We start from the raw sequence: 18,187 nt of genomic DNA on the forward strand, positions 1-18,187 counted from the left end.
TAGATAAGACTTTATTTTTAAGAATACCTGTGCTAATATCCACAAAATATTACTGCTTTGTTGCTAAGAATTGGTAAACTGGCAGGTGTTTTGGTAGATTAAGATTATAATTTGGTACTGTAAGATAGGTGTGCAATCATGAACCGTTTTTGTTATCGTGTGATTTTTAGCAAAAGCCTAGGCAGACTTGTGGTGGTTTCTGAAAAGACAAGATCGCAAGGCAAATCCGATAACTCAAGCATGGGCGGTAGTACGCCGGCTGCGTCATCACCTGTTGGTTTTGGTTTAAAGACTCTTGCACTATCACTTCTGCTTGGGCTGGACATGACTGCCCACGCCACCACCGTCATCGCTGATCCATCCGCCGATAAATCACTACAACCCATTGTTCTACCCACAGCCAGTGGCATCACTTCAGTCAATATCACCACCCCCAATGCTCGCGGTTTATCCAATAACCATTATAGCCAATTTGATGTCGGCAGTTCTGGTGTTATTTTAAATAACAACCGCCAAGCAACAAATACCCAAATCGCAGGCTTTGTGGCAGCCAACCCCTTTATGGCTCGTGGTGAAGCTTCTACCATCTTAAACCAAATCAATTCAAACCATCCAAGCTACTTGGGTGGTTTTATTGAAATTGCAGGTAAAAAGGCAGATGTCATCATTGCTAATCCATCAGGCTTAGTGGTTAATGGCGCTGGGCTTATCAATGCAGGCAATGTCCATCTGGCAGCAGCAGGCAGCCAAGTCAATCAAGGGCAGGTATCTGGTTATCAAGTCAGTGGCAACTCTGCTGCTCATATTGAAGTCAATGGCAAACTAAACCTACAAGGCACCGATTATGCCGCTTTAATTACCAAAACTGCCCAAATCAATGATAAGATTTATGCAGGTAATACGCTTGATATTATTCTAGGCGAAAATCAAATCAGTCTTCAAAATGGTGATTTTACCAAGCTTAATGCCACTAATAAACAAACCAGTGCATTATCCGCCAGTCAAACCACCAATAAAGAACAGCGAGGCGTTGCCCTAGACATCTCATCTTTGGGTGGTATGTATGCTGGTAAAATCCATCTGATTGGCACGGACAAAGGCTTTGGGGTTAATAACACTGGTGTCATCACCGCAACTGGCAAAGGCGTACAGGCAGGCGGTACACTCACCCTAGATGCTCAGGGCAATCTTGTCAATGCTGGCATACTGTCTGCCAAAGACAAACTTGCCATCAATACCCATAATCATTCTGTTCTAAACGATGGCACACTGCTTAGCGAACAAGCCAATCTCACCATCAATACAAAAGACCTTGAGAGTGCAGGCACCATCCACAGCACTCAGACCACCCAAATTGATGCCACTGATACTTTAAACAATCAAGGCAGTATTTATGGCGGTGTTTTACAACTTACCACCAATCAGCTTGATAATACAGGCAAACTCATCCAAACAGGCACAGGCCGTCTTAATATCAGCACAGACACACTCACCAACAGCAATAAAGCCGTCATCGGTCAAAGTCTGTATGAGCAAACCACCCTCAATGCACCAAGCACGCCAAGCAGTGCTCAAAGTGCTGGTAGTATTAGCAGTGAGCCAACAGATAATACAACAACCAACCCGCAGCCACCTGCTTTAAGTGACTCTGGCGCAAACACTCAAACCAAACCCGTCCCAACTGCTCGTGGTCATATCATTGCTACCAACAGTATTCACAACACAGGCGATCAAGCACTCATCACCGCCACAGGTGATATTAGTATCAGTGCTGATCAAACCAGTAACACCAAGCAAGCATCGATTGATGTACAAAGCCTAAATACCAACACCCTTGCCAATACCGACAGTAAAATCGCCTTGGATGATATCCACTGGCAACTAACGAGCTTTGACAACAGTAAAGGTAGTATCACTGCTAGAAATGGCATGGTGATTGATAGTGAATCTGCCATCATTAACGCAGAGGGTAGTTTGACAAGCGGTGGTGATATGATACTTATCGCCAAGGACAGTATTATCAATCAAGACGGCACCATTACCGCAGTCAAACAAGCAGATATCACTGCCAAAGAATTACAAAATGGCGGTACTATCACGGCTGATACGCTGACCATCACCCAACAAGCAGACTATACCCACACGGATCAGGATAAGCTTGTTGCCAATCGCCTAGCGTTTACAACAAGTGGCAAGCTGATTAACCAAAGTCAATTTACCGCCGATCAAGATTTGACACTGAATGCCAATGACATCACAAACCAAGGCTTGATCAACAGTGAAAACACATTCATCAAAGCTGCAGGCACCATTGATAACTTGGCTGGTGGTCGTATCTATGGCACACACCTTGCCATTACTGCCGACACACTAAACAACACCCCAGCCAAAGCCAGTGATACCGACAGCCATCACACCGCCCCAGTCATTGCAGCCAGAGAGCGTCTGGATATTGGTGTAAACACCCTAAACAACAACCCCAACCCTGACAGAGCGGGCAAATTCAACGAAAACTTCGACAGTCAAGCTTTAATCACAAGTCTTGACAGTCTTAACATTGGCGGCAGTCTTGATGACAATCATCATGCCACAGGCAAAGCCGAAGCCATCATCAATAACGGTGCAACCATTGAATCTGGTGGGCAGATGCAGGTTAATACCAAAACCTTGTTAAACACCAATGCCGACTTTAACAAGCATACAGTCAAGGTAGAGGAAGAATCTGTCTATGGACAAACACTCTATCGCAACCGTGAGCAGTCAGGGGCAGCTCCTGTCATTCAAAAAAGCACCAATACTGATGATTTGGGCAATAAACCCATGGCAGGATTGTTTGACTGCCCAGAGGGTAGCGACTGCATCATCAACTACGGCAATGATTCTGCCATCTGGTCGTACTTTAAAATTGAGCCGCCCAAAGAGCCTATCCCAAGCATTAAAGCTCAGGATCTGTTAGATGAGCCTGATCTGCCAGAAAATGAAACCGCCGAAAGCTGTGCTTTGGCAGGTGCAGCCAATCAAGCGTGTGCTCAGTACAACAAAGAGCTGGCAAATTACACCAAAGTTATGGGTCCATTGTTAAAATGGGAAGAGGATAATGCTGCATCCATCGAAGCGCTAAATTCAGCGATTCGAGAGTATAACCGTCAGTTCGTCAAAGACAAAAGCGATGTGGATTTGGCATTAAACATCTACACCACCGATGAAGCGTATTTGGGTCCAACCAGTAAAAAAGGCGCACCGACTGGTGCTTTATATGTCAAACAAGCTAACGGTGATTATCATCGTGTTGGTGAAGAGATTGATGAGATCACTGTTGACTTTGTGGTCTATGAGGATAAAACCCTCACCTCTGACCCTGCTCGTATGGTGGCTGGCAATAATCTTATCATTCATGGCGATACCTTAATTAATGATAAAAGCCAGATAACTGCAGGTCATGACTTTGCTGTCATTGGCGATACTGTCATTCAAACACCTGACAATGGCCTGCATGGTGAAAAAACCAAAGTCACGGAAAATGGTCGATATGTCAGCCGCACGGTTGAGTCATCTGCTGCAGGTCGTAGGCATAAGCGTATTGATATCGGCAGTGGTGCCTTTGTACAATCCTTTGCGCCGCTGGCAACTTACGAGCTCCCCATCCTAAACGCTGCGATCAATACCACGCCAAATAGCACCAGCATTGACAAGCCAGCTGTGGATAATGATGTTTCTACCATCATTAAAGATGTGGGTGATGACACCATCACCTTACCAACTTCAGCCTTATACATCATCAACGCTGACGACCCTAATCAGCCACTGGTTCAAACCGATGCCGCCTTTACCGATTACAAACAGTGGCTTGGCTCGGATTATATGCTAAAAGCCCTACAATCAGACCCAAATCACATCCACAAACGCCTCTCTGATGGCTATGGTGAGCAACAGCGCATTAAAGATCAGTATTATCTACTGACAGGCAGACACATCAACACCGATTACCGCAGTAATGAAGAAGCCTTTAAACAGTTGATGGATAATGGCATCACTCATGCCAAACAGTTCGGCTACACGCTTGGCACCGCACTCACGCCTGAGCAGATGGCGAACTTAACCACAGACATCGTCTGGTTGGTCAAACAGTCCATCACGGTCGCCACCAAAGACAAAGATGGCAATACCATCACCAAAACAGAAGAAGTGTTGGTGCCTAAGCTGTATCTAAGATCTGCCAACATCGCCACAGGTGCACTTACCCCTGATGGCAGATACAGTGCTGTCTCAGCAAGAAATATTAACATGCAGCTGACTGGCGATCTTGACAATAATGGCAACCTCATCGCCAAAGACACAGCTGCCATTACCGCAAACAATGTCAATAATACAGGCACCATTTATGGTAACTTTGTCGCTGTCACAGCAGATAATACCATTGCCAATCATGGCACCATGTATGCAAACAGTGCCATGAGTCTAGATGCAGGCAACCAAATCATCAACCAAAGCCAAACAGCTACCCAAACAAACACACAAGGACAAAGCCACTCATCTAACACCGCCACCACACGCATCGCCACCATCAGTGTTGGTGAGGGCTTAAAAGACAAAACTGATGATAATGGCAAACCTTTAACCACCCTAAGTCTGCGTGGCAATCAGATCATCTATCAAGGTGCCACATCAGACAACGCTGGTGGCAGCACCCAAATCACCGCCGAAAACGGCATCGACATTGGTGCTGTTACCGTAAGCAATCACATCAGTGCTGTCGCCGATGAGAATAACTACTTTAAGTACAGCCAAACTACCGATGTAGGCTCAAATATTAGCAGTTATGGCAACACCATCATCAGAACTACAGGTGAGTATGCAGACATTAACATCCAAGGCTCGCACTTAGACTCTGCCACAGGCACTACGGCTATTATTGGTACTGGGGATGTACGCATGATTGAGGGGCGGCAGACACAGAGTGTAGAGAGTGCAAGTTTACACACCAATCGCCGCTTAACAGGCAGTAAAACTGAGCGGTCTAGCTTTGAGCAGCACAGCAGCACCAGCATAAAAAATCAGGTGGGCGGCAATCAAGTAGTCATCAGCGGTGTAAATACAACATTGGTAGCTACCGAAGTGTTGGCAGATGGCGATGTCCTTGTTAAAGCCGACAAACAGCTTAGCATTGGCTCTACCGCAGACAGTCTAAGTAGCCACAGTAGCGAGCAAACCACCAAAAAAGGCATATTTACCACCGCGCCCGCCTCAGTGACCCTAGGCAAACAGCAAACTCGTCAGAACGATGCCTATGAGCAAGTCACCTACACAGGCTCATTGGTGGGTACAACAGGGGGTAACATCCGCCTTGAAGCAGGTGATGGGGTGGATGTCATTAACAGTGACATCATCGCTCAAAAAGATGCGATTGATGCCAATACAGGTAATATTTTATTTAAAGCCCAAGCTGTCAATATCACAAGCCAAAATATCCAATCCAGCAATGAATCACACTTCTTACAAAAAACCACAGGGGTGACTGCCGGTGTTTCAAGCAGTGTTGTGAGTGATACACAAAGCATTGAAAGCTTAAAAGACGCTGCCCAAGACACCGACTCTCGCCGTGCTAAGCTCATGGGGACTTTAGCAGCTGCATCTAAAATACGCACCCTTAATCAAAACCTACAAGACAGCAAACTAGGCTCTGTCAGAGCCCAAGCTACCATCGGCAGTCAAAGCACCAAAAGCGACAGCCAAAGCCATCAAGAGACCAATGACGCTGCCAATGTCCATGCAGATGGCAATCTGATCTTTGATGTCAAAGGCAAAGGCGAAAACAGCACACTCACCGTCACAGGCTCAAACATCAGTGTTGGACAAAACCTATACAACCATGTTGAGGGCGATGTCATCTACCAAGCCTCAACCCAAACCAGCACCCAAGACAGCCAAAACAGCAGTAAAGGATGGGGAGCAGGTGTCTATGCCTCTGCCAATCTTGGCACCGATGGACTAAGCTCAAACTCTGCTGGCTTTACCGCTAATGCCAATAGAGCAAAAGGCAGTAGCCAAGAGATTGCCACAACCCACACCAATACCCAAGTCACTGTTGGCGGTACAACCGTCAATGACATTGGTGGCAGTCTTATCCTAGATGGTGCCAATCTTGATACCACATACCTAACAGGCACAGTAGGCGGTGATCTGATCGTCAAAAGCCATCAAGACGAATATCAATACACCCATGACCAAAAACAAATGGGCGGCAGTCTTGATGTCAGCTTCCAAGGCACACCACAATCTGCCAGTATCAATGGCGGCAAAACAGACATAGACGCAAGCTACAAGCAAGTCACCCAGCAATCAGGCATCAAAGCCAATACCTCAAACCTATCCGTACAAGGAAAAGGCAGCTTCACTGGTGGCTATCTCATCACTGATGCAGGTAAAAACCAAACTCAATTTGCCCAAGGCATCCAAACCCAAGACATTGAAAATCAGCTAAGCTATGAAGGTGATGCCATCAGTGTCGGTGTAGGGATTGGTTTTAATAACAAAGAGCAAGACAGCGAGGGCAGCCAAAACAAAACCAGCTACAACGCTAGTTTGCAAGGCATTGGTTATGGTACAATAGACCCAGTCCATAAAACATCCACAACCTACTCTGCCATCACAGACCAAGCAGGACTTGACTACATCAACACAGAAAGCTTCAACCAACCAGAAGTGCAAAATAAACTAAATCAAATCATTACTAATGATTTTGATAAGGAGCAAGCGATTAAAGAGCTAAATGCTCAAGTGGTAATTACTCAAGCCTTTGACAGTGAACGCCGTAAAATAAAAAGCGAATACGCCAAAAAAGCAGAAGACTACCTTAAACAAGCCAAAGACTTACCAGATGACGACCCAAGAAAAGCAGAACTGGAAGCTAAAGCCCAAAAGATACAAACCAACCTAAGAATCTTCGATAGCATCACCTCAGTCTTGTATGCTCCTAATTCAAATGGTATCATAGGTGATGTGGCAAGAGCGGCAAGTCCAGAGCTTGCTTATCGGATTGGGCAATATTTTAAACAAAACAAACTCAAAAACGAAATTGATGGTGGTAATCGTCCAGAAGAACAAAGCCCACAACACCTACTAGCCCATACCATACTAGGTGCTGCCGTAAGCTACGCCACAGGCAATAACCCAATAACAGGTGCTTTATCGGGAGCAACCAATGAAGCTGTTGCCCCAGTTTTATCAAATTACTTATATGGCAAAAAACCAAACGAGCTTAGTCAAGATGAAAAGGACACCATCACAAGTATCTTAAACCTAACCACAGTTGCCACTGCTTATGGCACAACAGGCGGTAGTGTAGCCGATGCAGTTAATGGAGCTGAGATTGGGAGAGTTGGGGTTGAGAATAATACATTAAAGAAAAGTGATGTTGATGAATTGTTAAGGCAGATAGCCTACGCTAGAAGGCATTATGATAGTGTTAAACTCGATGAAGAGATGCGTAGAATCAGAAGTCTTGCAGCAAAATTAGCTCATGACAACTTTAAGGAAATTCAAGCCTGTCAAAACAACCCCACGCCGAGCTGTGTAAACAAAATCAGAACTGAGTACAAAGATGTAAATTTTGCTAGCTTACAAGATGCCTATCACAAATATCAAGACACTGGCAATATTTTAAGTGCCTATGAATTTCGCAATAATTCACTTGTTTCGTGTGCTAACACCAATTTTGCAGATTGTATCATTGTTGCTGATGGTATAAAAGTTATGCAAAATGGTGCTTATGAAGCGGTAGGGGGATATGCAGGTAGTCAATTACGCCCCACCACTCTTTTAGCTGGAAGTGGAAGAAAAGTTAATAATCTTGACATTTCCTTTAATCCAGATATAAGCAAACATATGGTTAGGGATGGTAAATTTTCTCAAAGCGGGGGTATTTCTGGTACTCACAATAGATTGGAGTTTTACAAGGTTGCTAAAGAACACAACATTCAGATAATAGATGTTAGGTTGAGTACCAAAGATGGTATTTACACTGCTTGGTATAAAATTCCATCAAAAGACAGGATGGGAAATATAACAGGTTATAAAAAACAGATTTTTTATAAAACTGTTTATGATCCAAAAATATACAGTGATTCAATGATGTTAGAATACGGAAGGCAAGCTGCTAAACAAGGGTATCAACGAGCAATATCAGAACGATTAACCCAATATGATTCAACATATAATGGCATAACTTTTAGAGTTTATCTGGATTCTAAAACTGGTCAGGTAACGAATTTTCACCCAAAATAGGAGTTAACTAAATGAACACAATTTTTAACAACATAGATGTTTTGGATAAATTTTCAACTGCTAAATTATTTTTTAATTTAGTGTATCAGGATAACTATTTTTTGACGGTTATAGATTATCTTATTGATAGGCACGGTTTTGTTTCTGATGATATTGGATGTGTATTTCCAGATCCTGATAGCTATTATGAAGAAGATCATTTTGACGGAGTACGCTTTTTTATTGGAGGGCAAGAATTGACTGTATCTGATGATGAATTTAAAAATTTACTATATGAGGCTTGTGAAAAATATAATAAAATTCATCCGAATTATAATTTTTTTGGGACTGAACCCGATTAGCAACCATGCTTACTAGCTCGTGGGTTGAGTTTACCAAACTAAGCAAATTCAATGACTCAATCTAAAACTTTGAGGTTTGTTGTCGATCAAGCCAACCTATCAAGGAGTTCCATCAGTGTCGGCATTGGTATCGGTGCAGACGCCAGCAGTCTAGATGGCAAAGCAAAACCTGCCCTCCAAGGCTTAGGCTATGGTACAATAGACCCAGTACATAAAACATCCACCACCCACTCTGCCATCACAGATCAGGCAGGGCTTAGTCATATCAATACAGAGAACTTCAACCAACCAGAAGTTCAAGATGAGCTAAATCAAATCATCACCAATGACTTTGATAAGGAGCAAGCATTAAAAGAACTTGGGGCTCAAGTAACCATCACCCAAGCATTTGACGCTGAACGCCGTGCCATTAGAAGTGAATTTGCGAAAGAAGCGGAAGATTATCGTAAACAAGCAGAAAAGCTATCAGATGACAATCCAGAAAAGTTCAGACTTGAACAACAAGCCCAAGAAATCGAACAAAAGCTAAGAATCTTCGACAGCATCACATCAGCCTTGTACGCTCCTAACTCAAATGGTATCATAGGTGATGTGGCAAGAGCAGCAAGCCCTGAGCTTGCTTATCGGATTGGGCAGGAGTTTAAACGCAAAGACCAAGAAGGTTCGGCACAGCATCTACTAGCCCATACCGTACTAGGTGCTGCGGTAAGCTATGCCACAGGCAATGACATCGCCACAGGAGCAATATCGCCGTAAGCAATGAAGCAGGTGCTAAGATTTTAGCAAACTACCTATATCAAGGCAAAGATCCACAAGACCTAACCCAAGAACAAAAAGACACCATTGTCAGCATTCTAAACCTAGCTACTGCGACAGCCATCTACACCACAACTGATGGCAGCGCCACTGATGCAGTGAGTGGGGCTGAAGTTGGAAAAGTGGGGGTGGAGTGGAATGGTGGCGCAAATCTTGTACAAAAAAGCAGAGCGATCAATAATAAAAAATGCAGAAATGGCGATGTAAGTGCTTGTAATGTCAAAACTTTGGGTGACTTAATTAAGGATAATAAACAGTACATCCTAATTGGAACGAGCTTGCTGCCTATTGTTGGTGATATCCAAGGTTTTGTTGAGGCTGAGACTACTGGTGATTATGTCTTTGCTACCATAGGTCTTGTGCCTGGTCTTGGAGATGCAGCTCAAAAAGCCCATACAGCAAAAAAGGCTTATGATGCTGCTAAATCCGCCAATGATGTGAATGGTATGAAAGCCGCCATTCAACAAGGGGTGGATGCCTTAAAGGCACAAGGAAAAGCACAACAGCTTACTGGCAAGCAGGCTGTTAAAAAAGCGGAAAGTGGGGAGATTACCACACTATTATTACCAACCCCAAAAACAGCAAATGAGAGACGAAATAGTGCAGGAAAGGTATTTTCATCAACTAAACTAACCGAACTGAAAGCTGGCGAAAGCTTGTTTAAAGGTGGCAATTCAGCACCAGTACCAAAACAAGTGGCTGACAAATTGTCAGGCAGAGGCTTTAATAATTTTGGCGAATTTAGAAGTGCTTTTTGGAAAGAAATGGCAAGCGACCCTGCAGTTGCTCAAAATTTTGACCGTTCAAATTTAGCTCTTATGAGGCAAGGAAAAGCCCCTATTGCTCCAAAATCCCAGCATAATGGAGATAACAAAAGATATGAATTAGATCATAATATAGAAATTAGAGATGGTGGAACTATCTACAACCTAGATAATATCATCATTAGAACCCCAAAAGATCATAAAGAAAAAACTAGCAAGAGAGGCAGATAAATATGAAAAATATTTATCATGATTTAAAAAAACTAATTGAAGAATTGATGACATTTCAATCATCAGAAAAAAGAGAAAATTATATTATGTCCGAATTGGATGATATCATAATTGATCCAAAATGGAGTGATTATATATTTTGGAGCAATGATTATCATCATGAAGATGGCTCATTAAATTATGATAAATTCTTCAAAAAAATATCAGAATATGAACAATCTGATGAATACCAAAGAAATAAATATATTATCTCCTTAGTTAATAGTTTATTAAATAAAAATTTTGATAAAAAATCAGAAATGGAAATTGTCAATGAACTTAACAAGCTAATACCCGATGAAGATTGGATTGATTGCTTATTTGTAAGCAAATCATGTTTTTTGGAAAACGGAGTTTTTAATGAAAAAGAGTTTCTTAAATTAATGAATTTAATAAATTTTGAATTATAAAATGGGTGGAAATTATCAAACCCATAAACCAAGCCCGTAGGCTGGGTTAGCGACAGCGTAACCCAGCATTTATGGTGTAACCAATCGAAAAGGATTTGTTGAAGCTGAAACTGTCGCTGATTATGTTTTCGCCACAGTTGGTATTGTGCCTGGTCTCGGAGATGCAGCTCAAAAAGCCCATAAAGCAAAGCGAGCATACGAGACTGCAAAGTCCACCAATAATACCAGTGGTATGCAAAATGCTTTGACGAACATGAAGGCCGCCATTCAACAAGGTGGATGTTTTAAAGCAGGAGCAAGGGAAAGCTGGTGTTCCTAATGTCAGCCAACCCATCTCTGGTAGTCAAGCCATTCGGCAGATAGAGAACGGACAAGCGGTTCCTGTTGGGTATAGTAGAGATACTCAAGGTAGGTTGCGAGACAGTCAAGGGCGTTATGTGAGCAACCCAGATAACCCTAAAGTGGGAGACTTATATAGCCGACCAAGCCTAAGAGTGAATATTAAAGAGCAAATTATGGCGGATTATGAAAAACTTCCCAACGGAGACTACCGTCATAAAACTACCAGAACTGTTGTTAAAGCGCCCGTTGATTTCGGTCATGCCTATGGTTATGAACACAGACGATTGGTTCTAGCTGCACAACAAACGGGACTTACTCAAGCTCAATTTAACGATTTTGTTAATTCTCGCCCTGATTATTTTAGGCTTGAAAATAGAGCCGACAACCAAAGTCATCGTTATGAAAAGCCGGGCAATGGAGATTTACAGAAAATTATTGAAGATATTAATAAATTTAAAACACAAAGAGGTATTAAGTGATGAGTTACGATATAAGTGGTACTGAAATATGGAATGCTCTAAATATGGGTGATATTCCGCTTTTGGAAGCTGTGTTAAATAAATATCCGCAACGCAACCTATTAGAAATATCAGAAGATACAAATTGGAATTGGTTGCATAAAATATTGTCAGGGCTTGAACTTAGTAAAAATAAGCCATCTAGTTTAAGTGTTAAGTACTTAATCAACAAAAATATCCCCGTCAACGCCCAAGACATATATGGTATGACCCCATTGCATTATGCCATGCGTAGTCATAATGCTGATGCTGCCATTGCATTGCTTGAAGCAGGTGCTGACCCGAATATTCCTAATATTGATAATTTGCGACCGCTGTCTATGGTGGGTTATACTAAAGATAGATTGGATGTATTAGAGTTAATGCTTCAAAAAGGTGGGAATGTTCATAATATCATCAATGACAATGAAACAATTTTAGAAAGTTGGCTGCCAAGTGAGAATGACGAACAATGGGTAAGAGAAATTTATGAAATAATGAAACAATATGCCTAATTTAAATTCAACGACTTTGTAAACTTTCGCCCTGATTATTTTGGCCCCTAGCCCGTAGGCTGGGTTAGCGACAGCGTAACCCAGCATTTATAGTGTAACTCATTGATTTTGTTGGGTTTCGCTTTACTTAACCCAACCCTTAAAGACTATAACCTATTAACCCAACCCACAACCCAAAAAGACCCAAACCCATGACCTATACCAACCACCCATCTTGCCATATATTATCCTTACCAACACGATTGGCATTGGCTGTCTCTTTGACCTTATGCTGTTCAGCATATGCCAATACCCCTGAACAGATTGCCCATCAGCAAATCTTGCTTAATGAACAAAGACAAGCGGTGCTTAATCAATCATTGATGACAAGCCCTAGCGTGCAAGTTGATGTGCCCGCCTTTGAGTCTATTGCCAAGATGGATTCTATTCATACTGACAGTCAAAACAGCCACGATGATTTGCCTTGCTTTACCATCAATCAAATCGCTTATGCACCGATTGATGCTGCTAGCGATATTACTGGCGATGCTGATAGAGCAGATTTGAATCAATTCGCCTTTGCTCTTACGCCTTTAACACATGGCAAAAGTAGTGTATTGGGTCAATGTTTAAACATCAATGATATACATCACATTGTCCGTGATGTACAAAACCGCTTGATTGAGCGTGGCTTTGCCACCACCAGAGTCTTTATTGGTAATCAAAACTTATCTGGTGGTCAGCTTGTCTTGTACTGTCGTACCAGGTGTTATTGGACAGATTAAGGCAGATACGGCAAATAGTCCCAAGCCCATTTATACAGTTTATACAGACCCCACAGGACTGCCTGCCAATTTTAATACCGCTTTGCCTTTTAAATTTGGTGATGTACTAAACATCAGACAGCTTGAAACCGCCCTTGAAAACCTAAAACGAGTGCCAAGCTCTGATGCTGATTTTGCCATCATGCCAAGTGAGACTAGCAAGGTGGGAGCAAGCGATGTACTCATCAAATACGCCGCATCCAGAAAAGTGCGAGGCAGCCTTGGTCTTGATGACTCAGGGTCAAAAACCACAGGTAAATATCAAGGCAGTGTTACCTTAAGCTTTGGCAACCCCACTTGGCATAATGACTTACTCTATCTGACCTATAGCCGTGATTTAGGCAATCACATCAATAAAGACGAATATACCAATAAGACTGATAAAGGTGGCAGTAAAAACTATGGTATGGGCTATGTATTACCTATTAACAACACCGTCTTTCATGCCAATGCCAGCCATTACACCTATCATCAAACCGTGGCAGGGGTGAATCAAGACTATCTCTACAGCGGTGATTCTGATAACATCAGTCTAAATGCCAGCCACTTGGTACATCGAGATGCTAAGAGCAAAACATGGCTCAATGCAGGTGGCTTCACCAAATCACAAAAAAGTTATATTGATGATACCCAAATCGATGTACAACGCCGCAAAATCTCAGGCTGGACGGCAGGCATTCGCCATGAGACACGCTTGGGGCAAAGTCAGCTAAATACAGATGTCAGCATACAAAGAGGTACAGGTGCATTTAATGCCTTGACACCACCTGAGAGTCTGTTTAACGAAGGCACGGCACGCACACCGATTTATAAGCTTAATCTAAACTTTGCTACACCTCTCAAAATGGGCGATAACTACCAAGCAGGCTATCAGGCAAACCTAAAAGCCCAATACACCCAAGAAGCCCTAGTCCCCAGTGAGCGAATGAGTATTGGTGGACGATACAGTGTGCGTGGCTTTGATGGCGAGCGGACACTGTCAGGCGACATCGGAGCAATCCTTCGTCAAGATGTCAGCTTTCCCATTAAGCAGTCAAATCACAGTCTATATCTAGCCCTAGATGCTGGCAGTATCGCCATGTAAAACAAAGAGCAAGACAATCTGCTACTTGGACACACACCCATCGGTGGTGCCATCGGCATCAAAGGGCAAATTAAGCCACTGCGCCTAAACTACGACTTCTTTGCAGGGCATCCCATCAGACAGCCTAAGTATTTTGGTGATAAAGATTGGGTTGGTGGAATGAGTTTGGGGGTGGAGTTCTAACCAAACGGTTTTTTAAACCAGCAGACAAATAAATCCTGCGTAAACCATCAGTTAGGCATTGGCTTGGCTGGTGGTTTTTTATTGGGTGGGTAGAATGTTTACAAATATTTTGTAATACTTGCACATTGCCATCTCTTGTTTTAAAATATATAAACCTTTATGTAACAATTGTGCAAAATTATACCCAATCATCTGATGTTTGGGTAAGGTATTAAAATCTTCGAATGTTTGGTGGTATATCAAGCTGGTAAAAAACATGGTTGTTTTGGTTTTGTGAATATACACATAATTGGTGTATAGATGCTTACATCAATGAAAAAAGTAATGGTGAACTATATGGACTTAAATGTGATTAGAGAGAATCGCTGATTTAGTAGATGTGGCTGAGCAGCGCCGTATTTCCTTTTCTGAAATACAATCGGTTTTTAAATCTGTCAAAAATTCGTTAAATGGCAGAACATTTATTCATCTTAAAAATAAATTGGGTGGCGAGTACGACAGTGTTAAATTAACGACATTACATCAAAATTTGTCTAACATAATAAACGCACATATTTTCTTTGATGACAAGTTGATTTTTATTTTTGAAAAAGAAGATGAGATAAAAACTAAGCTTGATGCATATTTTGATGGTCAAAATTTTGGAAGTTATCAACCATACAAAAAACAGAAGCTTGATGAATTATGTGATTTCTATCATTTTTTTGTTTGCCGAGAGATTAATGTTAAGGTTCAACTTAGTTTGAATGATTTAAAGGAAGTTGATGGCAATTATCAAGAAATATATGCCATCGAAAAAATTCCGCTAAATTGCCATGATTTTATCATGATTGATAATAAGTGGATTGTGGTTGGAATTGATTTGGCGGACGTACTTGGTGCCAATGAGCTAAATATTGCCGAAAATAACTTTTTTAATTTTTTAAACAAGGAAATTGACATTCGGTTGGATAAGCGAGTGGATTTTTTCCCAAAAATTAGAGCATTTTACGACTTGCCACAGAATAGCGACAATGGCGTTACCGAGATTTCATTCATCACAACAGCAGGTACGGCTCATCATGAAGTACTAAAAGGAAATGCAACGGATTTGCGCCAAGCTCCTTACCATGATGGCGGTGTAAAAGCAGTTCGTGGACAAAAATACAACGGGCAGTTGTTGAATAATGATATCACTCCTTATAAAATAAACACAAGATTCTATCGCGTGGATAATAGAGACATGGATATCGCCATCAAGAGCAGTTATCGAGCTCTGCATACAGCCAATGCTTCACATGTCTATGGTGCTTTTATTTACGGCAGTAGGAGTTTGTCTGATTTGAATTTTGCAATTAATCGCTTGACTGCTTGATCATGAATATTGTTGATAACGCAAAAAATGAGCTAGACTCTCGCCACATCCCCCAAGATGTAGCGAGTGTTTGTCTTGCGATTATCAATCATGTGTCAAGATCCCCAAAAGCTTTCTCTCACTTGAGCTTTATGGATTTATATCGAATTAGCCCGAGAGTTGATGACGATAGCTTTTATCAAGCGGTATTTTTGTTAACCAGGCATCCATATAATATTCTAACTCAGAACTTTGAAGCTCAGCATCCAAGAGATGGCTTTAAAATTGTACCAAATAAAGAAGAGATCATAGAGGCAATGAAAACTAGCGATTTCTTCAATCCTTTTACTGGGCAGAGCTTAACCGAACAGGAGTTTGGAGAGCAGGTACTAACTTTTTTTTCACCCTCAGATGAATTATTGGAAATGTTTAATGCTAAATAATTCGCAACTATCCAATAATAAGATACGCCAATTGTCCATAACACCCAATCCAAAAAGCTATCAAGAATTTTTGGATGCCTTGTATTGCGATCTAGATTTTGCTATCGCAGAGCTTGCAAAATATAAAAATATTTGCTCTCAGGGGATTAAAAATAACCCCACCCAGGGCGAAAACCTGATTAATGTAATTATTTGCGTCATTCTGACCGCTCGTGGTTGGCAAGCTGGGCATGACACTTCTATCAATGGTCACGCTGATATTGTCGTCACTTTGCCATATATGAGTTATCAATGGATTGGTGAAGGAAAAATTTATAGCGGACCCACTTATACCACTAAAGGCTTAAATCAGCTTGCTTATCGCTATTCCACTGGACTAGAAGGTCAAAATGCAGGTGGGCTTTTGATTTATATTGACAGCACAAATCTCAACCAAAAGCAGATACTAGATAAATGGTTCAAGTCATTGCAGGATTCCTGCTTTCCAATAATCAAGCCCAACAGTCCTTGCGCAAATAACAGCCTTGCATTCTATAGTACGCATACCCATCCTTCTTCAGGTCTTGATTACACCATCCGGCACATGACGCTAGATTTTCGATATAATCCAAAAGACTAAGCAAATCACGTCTTAACAACTGTTAGCCACCTCTACAAATTAATTTAATATAGTCATTATACAAAATAACTACTAGATGATCACATGAAGAGTAGAATAAGTGGTCACGTGAAGAGTGGAATAAGTGATCATTTGGAGTGGAATATGCAAAAACGAAAAAACTATACTATATCAGTAACATTCTAGTTTTTATCCGTACATTTATCAAGCAAAGAATATTCATATTATGACGGCTTTTGGTTTCCCCACAGAAACAATTCTTATCTTTTTTGGTGTTATCGCCTCCTCTGTCTATCTTGATTTGTTTGCTCATCGCAAAACAACCGAGATTAGCGTAAAAGATGCTTCATTTTGGTCAATCTTTTGGATTGGGTTGGCATTAGCATTTTATGGTTATCTATGGGCGAGATTTGATCAAGGATACGCAAATCTTTATCTAGCTGGCTATGTGTTAGAAAAGAGCTTATCGATTGATAATTTGATGGTGTTTGTCGCTATTTTCGCCTCTTTTGGCATCACTGGAAAATTACAACATCGCATTCTCTATTGGGGGATTATTGGGGCATTGATTTTCCGTGCAATTTTTGTTGTGATTGGCACAAGTTTATTTACAGTAAGCCCTTATGTAGGCTTCCTTTTTGCAGGTTTTGTGATTTGGAGTGGCTATAAAATGCTCAGTAGTAATAGTGATTCTGAAGAAGAGATTGAAGATTATTCAAACCACTGGAGTGTTCGTTTCACTGGGAAATTGATCCCAGTGTTACCTAAATTATATGCAGAACGTTTCTTTGTTAAACATTCAGAACTTAGTCCAGAGAATATTGCATTAGTTACTCGTAAAGGATTGCGTTACGCTACACCTGCATTTCTTTGCTTAATGGCAATCGAAACCTCCGATGTAGCTTTTGCTTTTGACAGCGTACCAGCAGTGATCGCTGTTACGCAAGAACCGTTACTTGTTTATGCAGCAATGATCTTTGCTATTCTCGGATTGCGTAGTTTGTATTTTATTTTAGCTGCACTCACAAAATATTTAGTCCATCTTGAAAAAGCCGTTATTGCTTTACTATTTTTTATTGGTATCAAAATGGGGATTCAATCTTGGAATCACGCATTTGGCGATAGTGGTATTCATATTTCAGCCAATACAAGCTTATTTATTGTGTTAGGCACATTAGCGATTGGGGTATTAGCTTCCTTTATTTTTCCAGAGAGAGAAAATAATGAAAAAATTTAAATTTTCAATGGCTCTACTATTTATTTCCACTACGGTATTTGCACAATCTTACAAAATACCACCAACTTCATCAACCAGTGGTTATGTACCAGTCATCAGCGATAAATTGATGGAACAATGTGTGAAAGTTTATAACGAAGCTGAGTGGTTAAAACAAGACCTAAAGCAAACCTCAGTAAATCAATATTCATAATATGAAGTCAATCAGTACAACCAAAATGTTGCCAAATTAAATCGATCAACAAAT

At 41.3% G+C, this 18,187-nt stretch carries 14 protein-coding genes and 1 pseudogene; all 15 read left to right on the top strand.

What is annotated here, in order from left to right; translation table 11 throughout:
* Positions 1-138: 138 nt before the first annotated feature.
* The 15 genes and pseudogenes from EL162_RS02185 (at position 139) to EL162_RS10085 (ending at position 18,133) form a co-directional block, all read left to right on the top strand.
* Entirely contained in the window at positions 139-8,283 is an 8,145-nt protein-coding gene (locus EL162_RS02185; protein WP_126329771.1) for a two-partner secretion domain-containing protein, read from the top strand.
* A gap of 11 nt (positions 8,284-8,294) precedes the next feature.
* Positions 8,295-8,624, top strand: coding sequence for a ribonuclease toxin immunity protein CdiI (cdiI, locus tag EL162_RS02190; RefSeq protein WP_126329773.1), 330 nt, complete (start codon positions 8,295-8,297; stop codon positions 8,622-8,624).
* A 51-nt stretch (positions 8,625-8,675) separates the two neighbouring features.
* Complete coding sequence (locus tag EL162_RS10150; protein WP_227543426.1) at positions 8,676-9,380, top strand: hypothetical protein; 705 nt, start codon at positions 8,676-8,678, stop codon at positions 9,378-9,380.
* 20 nt (positions 9,381-9,400) lie between these two features.
* Positions 9,401-9,568: pseudogene (locus EL162_RS10380) on the top strand (VENN motif pre-toxin domain-containing protein); the annotation flags it as partial.
* On the top strand, positions 9,569-10,435 hold the full coding sequence (locus EL162_RS02200) for a pyocin-S2/colicin E7-DNase domain-containing protein (protein WP_259772335.1): 867 nt from the start codon (positions 9,569-9,571) through the stop codon (positions 10,433-10,435). It abuts the pseudogene before it with no gap.
* Positions 10,436-10,437: 2 nt separating this feature from the next.
* Positions 10,438-10,884: a hypothetical protein gene (locus EL162_RS02205; RefSeq protein ID WP_126329777.1), complete on the top strand. Its 447-nt coding sequence runs from the start codon at positions 10,438-10,440 to the stop codon at positions 10,882-10,884.
* A 275-nt stretch (positions 10,885-11,159) separates the two neighbouring features.
* A complete protein-coding gene (locus tag EL162_RS02210) occupies positions 11,160-11,705 on the top strand; it encodes a GH-E family nuclease (RefSeq protein ID WP_126329779.1) in 546 nt (181 codons plus the stop codon).
* Entirely contained in the window at positions 11,705-12,238 is a 534-nt protein-coding gene (locus tag EL162_RS02215; RefSeq protein WP_126331642.1) for an ankyrin repeat domain-containing protein, read from the top strand. The genes EL162_RS02210 and EL162_RS02215 overlap by 1 nt, the downstream gene beginning before the upstream one ends.
* A gap of 191 nt (positions 12,239-12,429) precedes the next feature.
* Positions 12,430-13,002, top strand: a complete 573-nt coding sequence (locus tag EL162_RS02220; protein ID WP_126329781.1) for a POTRA domain-containing protein — start codon at positions 12,430-12,432, stop codon at positions 13,000-13,002.
* The gene (locus EL162_RS02225; RefSeq protein WP_170161397.1) at positions 12,962-14,125 is read left to right on the top strand and encodes a ShlB/FhaC/HecB family hemolysin secretion/activation protein; all 1,164 of its coding nucleotides are present in this window, start codon (positions 12,962-12,964) and stop codon (positions 14,123-14,125) included. Before EL162_RS02220 ends, EL162_RS02225 begins: the two co-directional genes overlap by 41 nt.
* Positions 14,126-14,687: 562 nt before the next feature.
* Complete coding sequence (locus tag EL162_RS02230) at positions 14,688-15,662, top strand: hypothetical protein (protein ID WP_126329785.1); 975 nt, start codon at positions 14,688-14,690, stop codon at positions 15,660-15,662.
* Positions 15,663-15,664: 2 nt separating this feature from the next.
* A complete protein-coding gene (locus EL162_RS02235) occupies positions 15,665-16,084 on the top strand; it encodes a hypothetical protein (RefSeq protein ID WP_126329787.1) in 420 nt (139 codons plus the stop codon).
* Positions 16,074-16,703 carry a hypothetical protein gene (locus EL162_RS02240; RefSeq protein ID WP_126329789.1) on the top strand — a complete coding sequence of 210 codons (630 nt, stop codon included), beginning with the start codon at positions 16,074-16,076 and terminating at the stop codon, positions 16,701-16,703. The genes EL162_RS02235 and EL162_RS02240 overlap by 11 nt, the downstream gene beginning before the upstream one ends.
* Before the next feature lie 226 nt (positions 16,704-16,929).
* On the top strand, positions 16,930-17,940 hold the full coding sequence (locus EL162_RS02245; protein ID WP_126329791.1) for a TerC/Alx family metal homeostasis membrane protein: 1,011 nt from the start codon (positions 16,930-16,932) through the stop codon (positions 17,938-17,940).
* The gene (locus EL162_RS10085; RefSeq protein ID WP_197718988.1) at positions 17,927-18,133 is read left to right on the top strand and encodes a hypothetical protein; all 207 of its coding nucleotides are present in this window, start codon (positions 17,927-17,929) and stop codon (positions 18,131-18,133) included. Before EL162_RS02245 ends, EL162_RS10085 begins: the two co-directional genes overlap by 14 nt.
* Positions 18,134-18,187 lie beyond the last annotated feature (54 nt).

The organism is Moraxella cuniculi (genome assembly GCF_900637105.1).
GTDB classification, from domain to species: domain Bacteria; phylum Pseudomonadota; class Gammaproteobacteria; order Pseudomonadales; family Moraxellaceae; genus Moraxella; species Moraxella cuniculi.

Bases quoted from the DNA above. Each gene is read 5' to 3' on its own strand.
- EL162_RS10150 (WP_227543426.1), top strand. From the start codon at position 8,676: ATGACTCAATCTAAAACTTTGAGGTTTGTTGTCGATCAAGCCAACCTA.
- EL162_RS02185 (WP_126329771.1), top strand. From the start codon at position 139: ATGAACCGTTTTTGTTATCGTGTGATTTTTAGCAAAAGCCTAGGCAGA.
- EL162_RS02240 (WP_126329789.1), top strand. From the start codon at position 16,074: ATGCTAAATAATTCGCAACTATCCAATAATAAGATACGCCAATTGTCC.
- EL162_RS02220 (WP_126329781.1), top strand. From the start codon at position 12,430: ATGACCTATACCAACCACCCATCTTGCCATATATTATCCTTACCAACA.
- EL162_RS10085 (WP_197718988.1), top strand. From the start codon at position 17,927: ATGAAAAAATTTAAATTTTCAATGGCTCTACTATTTATTTCCACTACG.
- cdiI (WP_126329773.1), top strand. From the start codon at position 8,295: ATGAACACAATTTTTAACAACATAGATGTTTTGGATAAATTTTCAACT.
- EL162_RS02215 (WP_126331642.1), top strand. From the start codon at position 11,705: ATGAGTTACGATATAAGTGGTACTGAAATATGGAATGCTCTAAATATG.
- EL162_RS02245 (WP_126329791.1), top strand. From the start codon at position 16,930: ATGACGGCTTTTGGTTTCCCCACAGAAACAATTCTTATCTTTTTTGGT.
- EL162_RS02205 (WP_126329777.1), top strand. From the start codon at position 10,438: ATGAAAAATATTTATCATGATTTAAAAAAACTAATTGAAGAATTGATG.
- EL162_RS02235 (WP_126329787.1), top strand. From the start codon at position 15,665: ATGAATATTGTTGATAACGCAAAAAATGAGCTAGACTCTCGCCACATC.